Source organism: Xanthomonas sp. LF02-5 (genome assembly GCF_034105325.1).
Taxonomy (GTDB): Bacteria; Pseudomonadota; Gammaproteobacteria; order Xanthomonadales; family Xanthomonadaceae; genus Xanthomonas_A; species Xanthomonas_A sontii.
The window spans coordinates 479,402-494,371 of record NZ_JAXGGF010000003.1 but is presented as its reverse complement, the minus strand read 5'-3'; the positions used below and the strand labels follow the sequence as shown (position 1 = coordinate 494,371).

The following is a 14,970-nucleotide window of genomic DNA, read 5'->3' as shown; positions in this document are numbered from 1 at the left end:
CGGCCATGTTCGCTTCCCGATTCGCACGCGTGCGCAGCGGATGGCGCCTGGCCGCGGTGCTTTGCGTCGCCAGCGCCGCCTGGCCGGCGGCGGCATCGCCCAAGCCTGCCGCGGCATCGAACGCGGCGGAGGTACGCCTGACGATCGTGGTGATGCGCCACGGCGTGCGCGCACCGACGCAATCGCCAGACGACCTGGCCAAGTACGCCGCGCAACCCTGGCCGCAATGGCCGGTGGCGCCCGGCCAGCTCACGGCGCACGGCGCCGCCGGCATGCAGGCGCTGGGTGCGCGCTACCGGCAGCGCTGGCTGTCCACGGCGGCGCTGGCGCCGGACTGCGCCGGGTCCGGCGCGGTGGTGATCGCCGACAGCACGCCGCGCAACCACGACAGCGCGGCGGCCTTCACCGAGGGGCTGCTGCCGGGATGCCAGGCGCATTACCTCGCATTGCCGACGACGCAGAACAATCCGCTGTTCCATTTCGGCAAGGACGAGGACAAGGACGACGCTGCACCCGCGCCGCCGTTGCACCTGGACGCGGCCACGCGCAGCCGGCTGCGGGCGCTGCAGCGGGTGCTGTCCGGCTGTGCGGGTTCGGCCTGCGCTGCGCAGGCTTCGCCGCGCCTGGACGATCCGCAGCGGCTGCAGGATCCGGCGCAGGCGGCCAAGGTCTTGAAGACCGCCGGCAGCCTGGCCGAGAACCTGATGCTGGAATACGCGCAGGGCCTGCCATTGCCGCAGGTGGCCTGGGGGCGCGCCGATGCCGCGGCGCTGCAGCGGCTGATCGGCCTGCACAACGCCTCCTTCGCCTACAGCAAGCGGGCGCTGCCGGCGGCGCGTGCCGGCGGCTCCAACCTGCTCGCGCACCTGTTGGCGACGTTGCAGGCGGCGGCCGGGCAGGCGCCGGTTGTGGCACCGCTGGCGCCGGTGGACACGCGCGCGCTGGTGCTGCTGGGCCACGACACCAACCTGGCGCATCTGGCCGGCCTGTTCGGCATCGATCCCATCGTGCGCGGCCAGCCGGACGCGTATCCGCCCGGCGGTGCGCTGCTGCTGGACCTGGTGCGGCAGGACGGCCAGGACTTCCTGCAGCTGCGCAGCGTGGTGCCGACCCTGCCGGCGCTGCGCGGCAACCGCTTCGATGGCCGCGGCCTGCGCGAGCGGCGCTGGCCCTTGCCCGGCTGCGGCGGCCGCCTGCGCTGCCCGCTGGCGATCGCCCTGCCGGCGTTGCAGGCGCGGCTGGATCCGCAGCGGGTCGAGGCTGCCGTGCCGGCGATGACCGAGTGGCCGGCGCAGGCGGCGCCAGTGGGCGAGTAGGCGCCGCCTACCTTGAGCGCTTGCGTGAGCGGAGCGTTACGCCTCGACACCGTTGGCGGTGGAAGTGACTGGCGGTCATCGTCACGCGCGTCGCGACTGAAGTCGCTCCCACAGGGGCGTGCGGCGAGCCCGCCGGATGCACTGCGGGAGGGACTTCAGTCCCGACTGCAGACGGCCTGAGAGGACCAGGCAGGTCTTTCGTGCACTTCATCGCGAACATCGCCCGCCGTCACGGACCCCTCAGCGCGGAAGGTCGATCATCGCGGTTCCCCCACGCGCCTGCGCTTGCGTGCGCCGCGCTCCTTGCCAGGACCCCGCCATGTCCCCGACCCACGCCGCCGCGTTGCCCGACACCATGACCGCGATCGAGATCCGCCAGCCCGGTGCGCCCGAGGTGCTGGTGCCGGTGCGCGTGCCGCTGCCGCACCCCGGGCGCGGCGAACTGCTGGTGCGGGTGGCCGCGGCCGGCGTCAACCGGCCCGACGTGATGCAGCGCCAGGGCAGCTATCCGCCGCCGCCGGGCGCCTCGCCGCTGCCGGGGCTGGAGTTCGCCGGCGAGGTGGTCGGCCTGGGCGAGGGCGTGGAGCGCTACCGGTTGGGCGACCAGGTCTGCGCGCTGGTCGCCGGCGGCGGCTATGCCGAATACGCGGTGGTGCACGAGCGCAACGCCCTGCCGGTGCCGGCGGCGCTGAGCCTGACCGAGGCCGCGGCGGTGCCGGAAACCTTCTTCACCGTGTGGACCAACGTGTTCCAGCGCGGCCGCCTGCAGTCCGGCGAGACCCTGCTGGTGCACGGCGGTACCTCCGGCATCGGCAGCGTGGCCACCCTGCTCGGACGGGCCTTTGGCGCGCGGGTGATCAGTACCGTCGGCTCGGCCGACAAGCGCGCGGCCAGCCTGGCGCTGGGCGCGGAGGCGGCGATCCTGTATCGCGAGGAAGACTTCGTCGCCGAGACCAAGCGCCTGACCGAGGGTCGCGGCGCGGACGTGATCGTGGACCTGATCGGCGGCGACTACCTGGCGCGCAACTACCAGGCCGCGGCGCTGGACGGGCGCATCGTGCAGATCGGCATCCAGCAGGGCAAGGTGCGCGAACTGGACCTGATGCCGCTGCTGGCCAAGCGGCTGACCCATACCGGCTCGACCCTGCGTCCGCGCTCGGTGATGGAAAAGGCGGCGATCGCGCGGGAACTGGAGGAGCGGGTTTGGCCGTTGCTGGCAGAGGGTCGCATCAAGCCGCAGGTGGACCGCTGCTTCCCGCTGCAGGAGGCGGCGCAGGCGCATGCGCTGATGGAATCCAGCGCGCATATCGGCAAGATCGTGCTGGTGACGGACGCGCGGTGAACCGGGTATCGGTCGTGGCGACCCGCCCGCCGTCGTAGGAGCGGCGCGCTTCGGTCGCGACAGGCAGCCGGCGCAGGCACCGGCGCGCCCACACGGCACGCGTGCCCGCGCCCGCCGCTGGCCTGGTTCAAGCGCCGCGCCGTATAGTGCGCCGCACGCGCGGTGGTCCGCGCTTGCCCGTGCCGGTCCCTGCGTGCGCCTGCTGCCCCGTTCCGCGTCGTCCTCTTTCCTGTTGCGTTACGCCCTGCTGCTGTTGTGGCTGTGCGCGGCGGTGGCGTCGGCCCAGCCGCAGGACGCCGCCGACGCACCGCCGGACCCGCAGACCCTGCTGGACAACGCCGCAAAGTCGCTGAAGGACGCGCGCGGCAAGGAAGTGGATGCCGGCAACCAGGCCGCCTTCCAGGACCTGGTCACGCAGGTCTCCGACGCCTCCAACGATGCGCAGACCGCGGTCGACGCCCTGGCGCCGCAGCTGGCCCAGGTGGAGGCACGCCTGCAGCAGCTCGGCCCCGCCGCCACCGGCGACTCCCCCGACATCGCCGCGCAGCGCAGGGCGCTGACCAAGCAGCGCGACAGCCTGGACTCGGGGGTCAAGCGCGGCAAGCTGATGGTGGTGGAGGCGCGGCAGCTGGCCGACGAGATCGAACGCGCGCGCGCCGAGCATTTCAGCCAGGAGCTGTCGCTGCGCTCGCCGTCGCCGCTGTCGCCGGCGCTGTGGAAGCAGATCGCCGCCGATTTCCCCGACGACCAGGCCAAGCTGCTGGCGCTGTACACGCTCGGCATGCAGTCGCTGCAGGACGCGATCGCCGAGCATGGCAGCGGTGCGCTTGGCGTCGGCATCGCCATCGCGCTGATCCTGCTGTTCCCGCTGCGCTACCTGCTGCGCTGGCTGGGCAAGCGCTATGCGGTGTCGCGCGCGCCGGGCAGCCGCCTGCGCCGGTCGGGTCTGGCGATCTGGTTCCTGCTGCTGGGCACGTTGACCCCGGGCCTGGCCGCGCTGGCCCTGGCCGAGGCGCTGCGCAGCATCGATGCGGTGCCGGAGCGCCTGGACGCGGTACTCAACGGCTTCGTGGTGGTCAGCTTCGCCGCGGCCTTCATGGGCTCGCTCGGCGCCAGCGTGCTGCTGCCGAACCAGCCGAGCTGGCGGCTGTTCCCGATCGACGACGCCACCGTGCGACGCCTGCGCAAGTACACCTGGGCCACCGCGGCGCTGGCCTGGCTCAGCAGCATGCTGCTGGTGATCAACCAGGCCGCGCGCACCAGCGACTCGGCCACCGTCGCCGCCGACGGGGTGATCGCGCTGGTCTACGGCGTGCTGATCCTGGCCACCCTGACCAGCCTGTCGCGGCTGCGCCGGCGCCAGTACGCCGAAGCGGCGGCGCAGGCCCTGGCCAATGCGCAACCGCCGCCGCCCGGGCAGCACGGCGGTGCGCTGGCGTTGATCGGCGTGCTGGTCAAAGTCGCGGTGGTGGTGGCGCTGCTGGCGGCGCTGCTGGGCTATCTGCACCTGGGCCTGTTCATCACCCGGCAGATCATCTGGATCACCATGATCGTCGGCGCGATCCGCCTGCTGATGACCTTCGCCGACGACTTCGCGTTGTGGCTGTTCGCCAGCGAAGGCCGCATCGGCCGCGCCGCCAATGGCGCGTTCGGGGTGCGTTCGAGCAGCCTGGAGCAGGCCGGGGTGCTGACCTCGGCACTGATACGGGTGGTGCTGTTGCTGATCGGTGTCGGCGCGCTGTTGATGCCGTTCGGCACCAACGTCTCGATCGTCTCGGACTGGTTCTCGCTGCTGTCCGATGGCATCCGCCTCAGCGACAAGGTGGTGCTGTATCCGGGCGCGATCGCCCGCGCGGTGCTGGTGCTGCTGCTCGGTCTGGGCGTCATGCAGTACCTGCATCGCTGGCTGACCCAGACCTACCTGCCCAAGACCGAACTGGACGACGGCTCGCGCAACTCGATCAGCACGGTGGCGCGCTACGTCGGCATCATCCTGGCGGCGTTGTGGGCGCTTGCCGCGCTGGGCATCGGCCTGGAGCGGATCGCGCTGGTGGTCAGCGCGCTGTCGGTCGGTATCGGTTTCGGCCTGCAGTCGATCACCCAGAACTTCGTGTCCGGCCTGATCCTGCTCGCCGAGCGCCCGGTCAAGATCGGCGACTGGATCAAGATCGGCGACCAGGAGGGCGACGTGCGCCGGATCAGCGTGCGCGCCACCGAAATCCAGGTCGGCGACCGCTCCACCCTGATCGTGCCCAACTCCGAACTGATCACCAAGACCCTGCGCAACATGACCCTGGCCGGGCCGCTGGGCCGGGTGCAGATCCAGTTCGCGGTGTCGCTGAGTACCGACGTGGTCAAGCTGCGCGCGTTGCTGCTGGAGCTGTACGCGGCGCACCCGGGCGTGCTGGACGACCCGGCGCCTTCGGTGTTCATCGACTCCATCGCCAACGGCCACGTCACCCTCAACAGCTTCGCCTACGTGGCCTCGCCGCGGCTGACCTACGGCACCCGCAGCGAACTGTTCTTCGCCCTGCTGCAGCGCCTGGCCGAGGAGGGCATCGCCCTGGAGTCGCCGCAGGAAGTGAAGCTTTTACGCGATCCGCGGGAGTAGCCGGATCGGGGAGTGGTGGAGCGCGAAGCGGCTTCGGCCGCCAGCTGTCGGCGCCGCAGGTCGCAGCTGAAGCCGCTCCTGCGATTCCCCATTCCCGATTCCCCACTCCCTGCTTCTAGCGCCTCCCGCGTTCCTCGCGCGCGCGGATGCGTCGGTCGAACAGCACGGCGCTGACCACGATGCCCAGGCCCAGGATCACGCCGAGCAGGAACAGCACCATCGCGATGGCCGGGTAGCCGAACAGCTTGCTGCCGGTGTCGATGCGCATCATCTGCGTGGAGGCCAGGATCAGCGCGGCGGTGACGATGCCGGCGGCGACGCGGTTGGCGATCTTCTGCAGGCTCTCCATCAGCCGCGATTCCTCCAGCCCGGCCACGCGCACCTGCAGGCGGTTCTCCGCGGCCAGGGTGAGGATGTCGGAGATGCGGCGCGGGCCTTCGCGCAGCAGCGCCTGCAGCTCCATCGCCTCGCTGGCCAGGTTGGCCGCCGACAGCGACTTCTTCAGGCGCGCGCGCATCACGTGCTGCAACTGGTCCTCGACCACCACGCGCGTGTCCAGGTGCGGCGACAGCGCCCGGCACACCGCTTCCAGGTTGAGCAGGGTCTTGCCGAGCAGGCTCAGCTCCGGCGGCGTGCGCAGGCCGTAGGCGGTGGCGATGCGGACCAGGTCCAGCACCACCCGGCCTTCGGACATCGCATCGTGCGCCGCGTAGCGGGCGATCATCTGCCCGGTCTCGCGCTGGTAGCGCTCCTCGTCGAAGTCCTCCAGGCGCGTGCTCAGCGCGATGGTTTCCTCGGCCACTTCCTCGCCGCGGCCGTCGACCGCGGCGAACAGCAGCTTGAGCAGGCGCTCGCGCAGCTTCGGCGGCACGTGCGCGACCATGCCCAGGTCGAAGATCGCCAGGCGCCCGTCGGCGAGCACGCGCAGGTTGCCCGGGTGCGGATCGGCGTGGATCTCGCCGTGCACGAACATCTGGTCCAGGTAGCCGCGCACCAGCGCCGCGGCCAGGTCGTCCATCGGCTGCTCGGTGCGGCGCAGCCCGGAGATCTTGTCCACGCGCACGCCTTCGGCCAGCTGCATGGTCAGCACGCGGCGGCTGCTCAGGTCCCACACCGGCTGCGGCACCCACAGCTGCGGGAACGGGCGCAGGTGCTCGCCGAAGCGCGCCAGGTTCTCGGCCTCGGCCTCGTAGTTCAGTTCGGCCAGCAGCGCCTTGCCGAACTCGGCCAGCCAGTCGGCGAAGCGGATGCGCCGGCCCAGCCCGGTCAGCTTGTCGGCGGCGCTGGCGAAGCTGCGCAGCACCTCCAGGTCCGCGCGCACCTGCGCGGCGACCTCGGGCTTCTGCACCTTGATCGCCACCGGGGTGCCGTCGCGCAGCGCGGCGCGGTGCACCTGCGCCAGCGAGGCGCTGCCCAGCGGGGTATCGTCGAAGGCGGAGAAGGCCTTGTTGATGCCGACGCCCAGCTCGGCCTCGACGATCTCGCGGATGCGTTCGCTCGGAATCGGCGTGGTGTTCTCCTGCATCCGCTCCAGGGCAGTGGCGAACTCCGGCGGCACCACGTCCGGGCGCGTGGACAGCATCTGCCCGAGCTTGACGAAGGTCGGGCCGAGCGCCTCCAGGTCGGTGACGAACTGTTCGGGCGTACCTTCCGGCGGCAGCTCGTGCTCGCCCTGGGCTGTCTCCATGTCCATGCCGGAAAACACCCCGGAGCTGCGGTAGCGCAGCAGCAGGCGCAGGATCTGGGTACGGCGGCTGAGGCCGCCGACCACGTGCGGTGTGGCCGCAGCGTCGGGCGTCGCGCTCAAGGTGGGCTCCGGGCAAGGATGGGCGCGATCGAGTGTGGCGACGGCCGGGTCGTCGCGTGGTGAATCCCGCTGCGCGTCGTGGATCGCAGGTGCTCGGGCGTGGTGCCGGCGGCAAGGTCGGCGACGGCGCTGTCGGCCAGCCCGGCGGCGGCCGTTGCTGGGACGATGCACCCACGGCGTATCCTGCCCCGCAACGAGAGCCAGAGAACGGCGCGCAGTGCAGCAGGGTGAGTGGCGATGGCGGTGAGTGGGCAGGGATGCAACGGACGGTCGTGGTGCGTCGACCGATGGCAGATGACGCCAGCCACGCGACGTGCTGCACCGGCACCTTGCCTGTTCGGCAGGGCTCTCGACCGATGAGGTGGCGTCGGCTCGCGCTCCTGGCGGCTGGGGCGGTCGTGGTGCTGCTCGTGGCGGCCTGGCTGGGCGAGGACGGCGGCGGCATCGCCACCGAGGCGCGCACGGCGCTGCGGGCGCTGGCACGCGCGCTGTTCTGACGCGCCGAGGTCAGGCGTCCTGCCTCCCCTTTTCGGGCACCGCGGCCGGCCTTACCCTTGGCCTCCGTTGCCCGTCGCCAGGAACGCCACCATGTCCTTCATCGTCTCGCATGCCGTTGGCCATGCCCGTGTGCTGTCGGCGCGTACACGCCTGGCCTTGCTGCTTGTGCTGTTGTCGTCGACCGCGACCGCGACCGCCGCGACGCAGACCCAGCGGTATGCCGGCGACGACTTCGACGCCAAGGCCTTCGCCGCCAGCACGCACCGCCGTTACGACCTGCAGGACTTCTCCGATCGCTACCGCGCCACCTTGGAGATCGAGGACAGCGGCGAGGTGTTCCGTCCCGGCATCGTGCGCGTGTTCGCCCGCGGCAATGCCACGCCGCTGCTCGAGGTGGCCTCGCCGGAGCTGGTGGTGGACACCGATGCGAAGAGCGGCAAGGTCAAGGCCAACGTGCACGAACTGCCGTACGGCGAGCAGAGCGTGCTGATCTACGACGATTTCAATTTCGACGGGATCAAAGACCTGGCGGTGATGGACGGGCAGAACAGCTGCTATCACGGCCCGTCCTACCAGGTGTACCTGGGCACCGCCGACGGCTTCGAGGCCAGCCCCGGCTTCACCGAACTGGCGCAGAGCAACTGCGGCCTGTTCCAGGTGGATGCCAAGGCCCGCGAGATCCACACCATGACCAAGGATGGCTGTTGCTGGCACCAGTACGCGACGTATTCGGTACGCGACGGCGCGCCGCTGCTGGAGCGCGAGGTGGTGGAGGATGCGCGCAGCGAGGGGCCGGGCCTGGCGCAGGAGACGGTGTACCGCGACCGTGCCGGCAAGCGCGTGGCCGACATGCACTACCTGTGGGACGAGGAAGGCGAGACGGCGGTGGGTCAGCGCAAGATCCTGCTCGAGTTCCGCCTGGCGCCGGCTGGCAAGCGCATCGTGGTGTTCGCCAATGTTGGCGACGGCGGCAGCAGCAAGCCGTTCTATGCGGCGATCGGCGCGCAGCAGCGGGTGGACCTGCTGTATCCGGACGCGCAGGGCGAGGCGATGGACTACGACGCCGACCGCCATCTGCTCAGCTTCGCGCGTGGCGACACCACCTACCGCATCGTCGGCAACGCGCAGGGCGTGCCGCAGCGCATGGAGCTGGTGGTGCGCGGCAAGACCCAGCCGCTGGCGCTGCAGTCCGGTTCGGTGCATGGCTCGTTGCAGGCGGTGGCGCAGGTGCTGGACGCGGCGTCGGCGGAGTAGGGGGGGCGACGGGGCGTTGCTCCCAGGATGCTGGCGATTCCGGCTTGCGCGCGTCGGGACTGAAGTCCCTCCCACAGTGCGCTCGGACAGTTCGCCGCAAGCCTTGTACGAGCGGCTTCAGCCGCGACGGGCGTTCCCGAACACGCCTGCAGCCCCGATTGACCCATACCTGCCTCGCACCGCATCGGCCGACCCGACCGGCCGCTTCACCGCCACGCTGCGAACGCCCGCGCCACCGCTTCGGCGCCGGGGTCGATCACGCCGCGCAGTGCGTCCGCCGGCACCGCCGCGGCGCGGCCGGCACCGGCACGGGTGAGCTGGGCGGTGGCATCGGCGCCTGCGCGGGCGGCGCGTGCGGCGGCCTCCACGTCGGCGTCCTGTGCCAGGGCGTCCAGTGCCGGCAGCAGCGCATCGAGCAGGGTGCGGTCGCCGCGTTGCGCGCCGCCGTAGTGCTGCATCCGCGCCACGCCGGCCTGCAGCGCCTGCACCCAGTCGCGGTCGTCCGCCAGCGCACCGGCAGCGGTGGTGAACAGGATCGACAGCAGCACGCCGCTGGAGCCGCCCATGCTGTGTTCGATCGTCGCCGCCAGGCCGCGCGCCAGTGCGGCAGCGTCGCCGGTGGCCAGCGCATCGGTGTCCAGCGCCTGCCGCAGGGCGCGCGCGCCGGCGGCGAAGGTGCTGCCGGCGTCGCCATCGCCGCTGCGCGCATCCAGCGCGTCCAGCTCGGCCTGCGCGGCGATTAGGGCTTGCGCCACCCGGCCCAGGGCCGCTGCGCACTGCGCATCGCGCGCGCCATCGCGGTGGCTGTCGTCGCGCTTCAGTGCCGGCGCAAAGGTCTGCACTGCATGCGGCACACGCACGCCGGGCCAGCCCAGGGTCTGCACCGGTGCCTGCAGTGCGGCGAGCACGTCGGCATCGGCCGGGGCGAGGGTGATCGAGAAGCCGTGCATGTCCATCGAGGTCATCAGCGCTGCCGGCACCGGCATCAGCGCGACCCGCGCGACACCGATGCGCTGCAGCGCCAGCCGCGTCAGCACGCCCAGTTCCTGCGTCGAGCAGCCGCCGAGATCGTTGAGCATCAGCACCAGCGGCGCGTCGGCGCCCAGGCGCGCATCGGCCTGCGCCAGCAGCGGGTCCAGCACCAGCGCCAAGGCCTCTTCCACCGTGCCGGGCTGCACCGGCCGCGCACCGGGCTCGTTGTGGATGCCCAGCCCCAGTTCCGGCGCGCGGCGGCCGACCTGCTGGCCGGGTACGCTGCAACTGGACAGCGCCATGCCCAGCGACAGCAGGCGGTCGGCGAAGGCCTGGCCGCGCTGCGCCAGTTCGGCCAGCGGCACGCCCTCGCGTGCCAGGTGGCCCACGTACTTGTGCACCAGCACCGTGCCGGCGATGCCGCGCGGCTGCGCCGCGTCGGGCAGGGTGATGTCGTCGGCGACCAGTACGCTGGCCACGTCGATGCCCTCGGCACGGGCGCGCTCGGCGGCCAGGCCGAAGTTGAGCCGGTCGCCGGTGTAGTTCTTGATCACCAGCAGTACGCCGGGCGCGTCGGCGCAGGCGCGGATCGCCGCCAGCACCGCCTCCACCCCGGGCGAGGCGAACAGGTCGCCGGCGATGGCGCCGCTGAGCATGCCCGGGCCGACGAAGCCGGCATGCGCCGGTTCGTGCCCGGCGCCACCGCCGGACAGCACCGCGACCTGGCGCGGATCGCGCTCGGCCTGCAGCACGATGCGGGTGCCGCTGCCGGTTTCCGACAGCAGCAGCGGTTGCAGCATGGCCGCGGCCGCGAGGACGTCGTCGACGATGGCGCGGGGGGCGGTGAGGAACTGGTCCATGCGGGTGTCCTGTGCAGGCCGTGCGGCGGTGTGGCGCACGATAGCCGGGCCGGCGTTACGCGCGGTTGAGGCCGGCCTGCTCACGCACCTGGTCGGCGGAATCGGCGAGAATCGCCGCTCATCCCGAATGGAATCCCCGCATGGCCGGCGCCAGCCTGTTCACCCTGCTCGACGACATCGCCACCCTGCTCGACGACGTGTCGATCCTGACCAAGGTCGCGGCCAAGAAGACCGCCGGCGTGCTCGGCGACGACCTGGCGCTGAACGCGCAGCAGGTGACCGGGGTGAACGCCGACCGCGAACTGCCGGTGGTGTGGGCGGTGGCCAAGGGCTCGCTGCTCAACAAGGCGATCCTGGTGCCGGCGGCGCTGGCGATCAGCGCCTGGCTGCCGTGGGCGATCACCCCGCTGATGATGATCGGCGGCGCGTTCCTGTGCTTCGAGGGCGTGGAGAAGCTGGCGCACCGTTTCCTGCATTCGAAGGAAGAGGACGCGGCACGTCACGCGCAGCACGTGCAGGCGCTGGCCGACCAGCAGGTGGACGTGGTCGCGCTGGAAAAGGACAAGGTCAAGGGCGCGATCCGCACCGACTTCATCCTCTCGGCGGAGATCATCGTGCTGTCGCTGGGCGTGGTCGCCGGCGTGCCGCTCCTGCAGCAGCTCACGGTGCTGGTGGCGATCGCGCTGGCGATGACCGCCGGCGTCTACGGGCTGGTCGCGGGCATCGTCAAGCTCGACGACCTGGGGCTGTACCTGAGCCGCAAGGGCGCCGCCGCCGCGGCGATCGGCCGCGGCATCCTGTGGCTGGCGCCGTGGCTGATGCGCACGCTGTCGGTCGCCGGCACCGCGGCGATGTTCCTGGTCGGCGGTGGCATCCTGGTGCACAGCATCGGCCCGCTGCACCATGCCATCCAGGCGATCGCCCCGACCGGCGGCCTGGGCAGCCTGGTGCTTGCGCTGGGCAACGCCTTGGTGGGAATCGTGGCCGGCGCCTTGGTGCTGGCGGTGGTGCTGGGGATCAAGAAGGTGCGGGAATAGGGATTCGGGATTGGAGATTCGAGATTCGTAACAGCGGCGCGCATTCCCGCTTTTGCCAATCCCCAATCCCGACTCCCCAATCCCGCGCCGGCCACGCCGGCGCCAGCTAGTCTGCCGACACCACCCGGTTCTTGCCGGCCTTCTTGGCCTCGTACAGCGCACGGTCGGCGCGGCGGATCAGCGCGTCCTGCGCTTCGCCGGGCTGGCGCAGCGCCACGCCGGCGCTGAAGCTGACGAACACGCGCTGGTCTTCGTGCACCACCGCGCGCTGGGCCAGCGCGCGCTGCACGCGGGTCACCGCCGCACTGGCCTCGAAGATCGTGCAGTCTGGCATCAGCAGCACGAACTCCTCGCCACCGAAGCGGGCGATGGCATCGCTGGCGCGCAACGTGGTGCGCGCCACCTCCACCACGTGGCGCAGCGCGCTGTCGCCGCCGGGGTGGCCGTAGGTCTCGTTGAGCTTGCGGAAATCGTCCAGGTCCAGCATCGCCACGCACAGTGGCTGCGCGCTGCGCTCGGTGCGCACCAGTTCGCGCACGAACAGGTCGTCCAGGCCGCGGCGGTTGAGTGCGCCGGTGAGCTGGTCGACCCGCACCAGGCCGCTGACGTCCTGCAGTTCCTGCTCCAGGCGCAGGATGCGCTGCTCGGCCGCCTCCACCTCCTGGCGTGCGGCGATCAGGTGATCGCGCGCGCGCAGCGCCTGCTCCTGCACGTGGCTGGTGTCCTGCAGCACTTCCTGCAGCAGGCGGTTGAGGTCGGCGATGCTGCGCGCGTCGCGGATGGTCTGCGAGTAGTCGGCGATGCGGTCGTGGAATTCGCCGGTGCTGGCGGCCATGCCGTCCAGGTCCGCGACGAAGCTCAGCATCAGCTCCTTCATCGCCTCCTTGGATTCGGCGATGCCCTGCTTGAGCAGGCCCTGTTTGTAGATCACCTCGCGCAGGCTGCCGCGCGCCTCCTCGATCGAGTAGCGGTCCAGCGGCCCGGCGATCAGGTCGCGCACCACCGCGATCTGGCCCTGCAGCCAGCTGGTGTCGTCGAGCAGTTCGCCGACGTTCTCCAGCAACAGGTCGAACAGGCTCAGCAACAGCGCCTGTTGCTCCTGGCCGTCGCTGGCGCGCAACGCGATCTGGTGGCACAGCTCACGCACCTGTTGCGCCACCGGTTCCAGCGGCTGCCCGGGACGCCACTGGCGCAGCGCCTCGCCGCTGGCCTCGGCCTCGCCGGCGAGCTCGGGCAGGGTGTGCAGCAGCGCCGCCAGCGCGCCGGCCACGGTCTGTCGCAGCAGGTCGCGCAGGCGTTCGCTGTCGCTGGGCCCGGCCAGCGGGTCGTCGACGTCGATGGTGCGGATGTACTTGTCGATCAGCTGGCGCAGTGCGCGGCCGTAGCTGGGCCAGTCGCCGCTGCTCGCCGCCGACTGCAGGCGCCGACCCATGTCGCCCAATTCGCCGTGCAGCGAGGCCATGCCGTCGGCGAAGGCGCCGAGCAGGCCTTGCGGCTCGTGCGCCTGCTGGAACAGGCGGATCAGCGCGGCGGTGGCGGCAGCCGGATCGGTGGCCGCCTCCGCGGGCCGCGCCGCAGGGCCGTGCTTGTGCGCATGGCTGTGGCCCTGCGCGCGCGCCGGCAGCCCCGCGGCCGTCGTCGGCGCGGGATCGCGCCGACGTGGCGACAGCAGCTTGCGCAGTCCGCTGATCGGCGGCTCGTCGCGTTGATCCGACATGCCAGCCGGCTCCTCCCCAGGTCAATGCGCCGCCCATGCTGGCGCTCAGGAACTGGATATCGGCGCTGGCGGCGCGCGCTTGAGCCGGCGGGCGCCGTGTCTGTGAAGAGGACTCCATGGCGGCCGTACCCTTACCCCCGGCCCCTTGCTTCCTTCTCCCTTCGGGACCATGGCCCCCTTTTCGGGGGAAGGTGCCCCGGAGGGGCGGATGAGGGGGCGGTTCGCTAGGGAGGTGTCCGGGGGAAGAGGTTCCCTGGCCGTCGCACCCTCACCCCCAGCCCCTCTCCCGGAGGGAGAGGGGAGCGTGTGCCGCGGCGCCGTGCAAGACGCGCACGACGCTGGCACTCTGGCGGCCGCGCCTGGTGCCGGCGCGCACACTTCCACGGAGACTGAGCATGGCCGATCCCCGCGAACCGCTGCTGCATCCCGTTCCGATCCTGTCCCTGCGTCCCACGCAGATGACCGTGGGCATGCGCGAGGTGAAGGAGAAGCGCAAGCGCTGGCGCGCGCACGCGTCCAAGCACAAGCAGGCAGAGCTGCTCGGCACGCACATGATCCCGGTGGTGCTGGGACCGGATGGCCGCTACTACGTGGTCGATCACCACCATCTGGCGCGGGCGCTGCTAGACGAAGGGGTGAAGGACATCCTGGTCACGGTGATCGCCGACCTCAGCATGGTCGACAAGGCCGCGCTGTGGAGCGTGCTGGATCATCGCCGCTGGGCCTATCCCTACGACGCCAAGGGCGAGCGCCGCCCGTTCAAGGACATGCCCACCTCCATCGCCGACCTGAAGGACGATCCCTACCGCAGCCTCGCCGGCGAGGTCCGCCGCGCCGGCGGCTACGCCAAGGACACCACGCCCTTCAGCGAATTCCTGTGGGCCGACCTGTTCCGCCGCCGGCTGCGGCGCCGCGACATCAAGGAGGATTTCGCCCGCGCCATGGAGACCGCGCTCGCGCTCGCCAAGAGCCGGGACGCGAGCTACTTGCCGGGCTGGTGCGGGCCGCTGTCCGACGACTGATCCGGCGGGGCGTCATGCGCCGGCCTGCCGCCCAGGAGTGCGTGCAGGGCGCGTTCGACGCGGCCGCCGAACAGCAGGATGACGAAGGCGATGGCCAGCGACACGGCCACGATCTGCCACTGGCCGGCGCCGCACATGATGCCGACGCAGGCGGTGAGCCAGACACAGGCGGCGCTGGTCAGGCCATGCACCCGCACATGTTTCTGGGTGTGATAGATGACGCCGGCGCCGAGGAAACCGATGCCGGTGAGGATGCCCTGGATGACGCGGCTGCCGGCATCGGTGAAGCCGCCCTTGCCGAGCGGGTCGGCCAGCAGCACCACCATCGCGGTGGCCAGGCCGACCAGGCCCAGCGTGCGGATGCCGATCGGCTTGCCGTGCAGGTCGCGGTTCAACCCGATCGCCGCGCCGGCGAGGGCGGCGATCCCCAGGCGCACGGCGATCTCGGACAGGTCGGTCAAGGCAGGTCTCCCGGTGGATGTGTCGCCGCGGGCGGCCGGCCCATCATAGGCAAGCCGGCCGCGGGCGCCGCGT

The 14,970-nt window shown here is 71.5% G+C and carries 10 protein-coding genes; 6 read left to right on the top strand and 4 right to left on the bottom strand.

What is annotated here, in order from left to right:
* Window positions 1–5 precede the first annotated feature (5 nt).
* The 3 genes from SLW52_RS11110 to SLW52_RS11100 all read left to right on the top strand — a co-directional run bounded on the left by SLW52_RS11110 (window position 6) and on the right by SLW52_RS11100 (window position 5,269).
* Window positions 6–1,316: a histidine-type phosphatase gene (locus tag SLW52_RS11110; RefSeq protein WP_320740129.1), complete on the top strand. Its 1,311-nt coding sequence runs from the start codon at window positions 6–8 to the stop codon at window positions 1,314–1,316.
* A 319-nt stretch (window positions 1,317–1,635) separates the two neighbouring features.
* Window positions 1,636–2,658, top strand: a complete 1,023-nt coding sequence (locus SLW52_RS11105; protein WP_267092907.1) for an NAD(P)H-quinone oxidoreductase — start codon at window positions 1,636–1,638, stop codon at window positions 2,656–2,658.
* A 232-nt stretch (window positions 2,659–2,890) separates the two neighbouring features.
* Window positions 2,891–5,269, top strand: a complete 2,379-nt coding sequence (locus SLW52_RS11100) for a DUF3772 domain-containing protein (RefSeq protein ID WP_320740292.1) — start codon at window positions 2,891–2,893, stop codon at window positions 5,267–5,269.
* Between the two features lie 115 nt (window positions 5,270–5,384).
* Here SLW52_RS11100 and SLW52_RS11095 read toward each other — a convergent pair whose 3' ends face one another.
* A complete protein-coding gene (locus tag SLW52_RS11095; protein WP_017915347.1) occupies window positions 5,385–7,076 on the bottom strand; it encodes an AarF/UbiB family protein in 1,692 nt (563 codons plus the stop codon).
* 588 nt (window positions 7,077–7,664) lie between these two features.
* On the opposite strand from SLW52_RS11095, the gene SLW52_RS11090 reads away from it, so the two are divergent.
* Window positions 7,665–8,828 carry a hypothetical protein gene (locus SLW52_RS11090; protein WP_320740132.1) on the top strand — a complete coding sequence of 388 codons (1,164 nt, stop codon included), beginning with the start codon at window positions 7,665–7,667 and terminating at the stop codon, window positions 8,826–8,828.
* A gap of 206 nt (window positions 8,829–9,034) precedes the next feature.
* Here SLW52_RS11090 and SLW52_RS11085 read toward each other — a convergent pair whose 3' ends face one another.
* Window positions 9,035–10,660: a dihydroxyacetone kinase subunit DhaK gene (locus SLW52_RS11085; protein ID WP_320740134.1), complete on the bottom strand. Its 1,626-nt coding sequence runs from the start codon at window positions 10,658–10,660 to the stop codon at window positions 9,035–9,037.
* Between the two features lie 140 nt (window positions 10,661–10,800).
* On the opposite strand from SLW52_RS11085, the gene SLW52_RS11080 reads away from it, so the two are divergent.
* Window positions 10,801–11,697 (top strand): DUF808 domain-containing protein, encoded by an 897-nt coding sequence (locus SLW52_RS11080; RefSeq protein ID WP_295845039.1) that lies wholly within the window; start codon window positions 10,801–10,803, stop codon window positions 11,695–11,697.
* Between the two features lie 106 nt (window positions 11,698–11,803).
* Here SLW52_RS11080 and SLW52_RS11075 read toward each other — a convergent pair whose 3' ends face one another.
* Entirely contained in the window at window positions 11,804–13,414 is a 1,611-nt protein-coding gene (locus SLW52_RS11075) for a GGDEF domain-containing protein (protein WP_267100604.1), read from the bottom strand.
* Between the two features lie 395 nt (window positions 13,415–13,809).
* On the opposite strand from SLW52_RS11075, the gene SLW52_RS11070 reads away from it, so the two are divergent.
* The gene (locus SLW52_RS11070) at window positions 13,810–14,436 is read left to right on the top strand and encodes a ParB-like protein (protein WP_295920154.1); all 627 of its coding nucleotides are present in this window, start codon (window positions 13,810–13,812) and stop codon (window positions 14,434–14,436) included.
* Here the strand turns inward: SLW52_RS11070 and SLW52_RS11065 are convergent.
* The gene (locus SLW52_RS11065) at window positions 14,397–14,897 is read right to left on the bottom strand and encodes an MgtC/SapB family protein (RefSeq protein WP_267092901.1); all 501 of its coding nucleotides are present in this window, start codon (window positions 14,895–14,897) and stop codon (window positions 14,397–14,399) included. The genes SLW52_RS11070 and SLW52_RS11065 overlap by 40 nt on opposite strands.
* Window positions 14,898–14,970 lie beyond the last annotated feature (73 nt).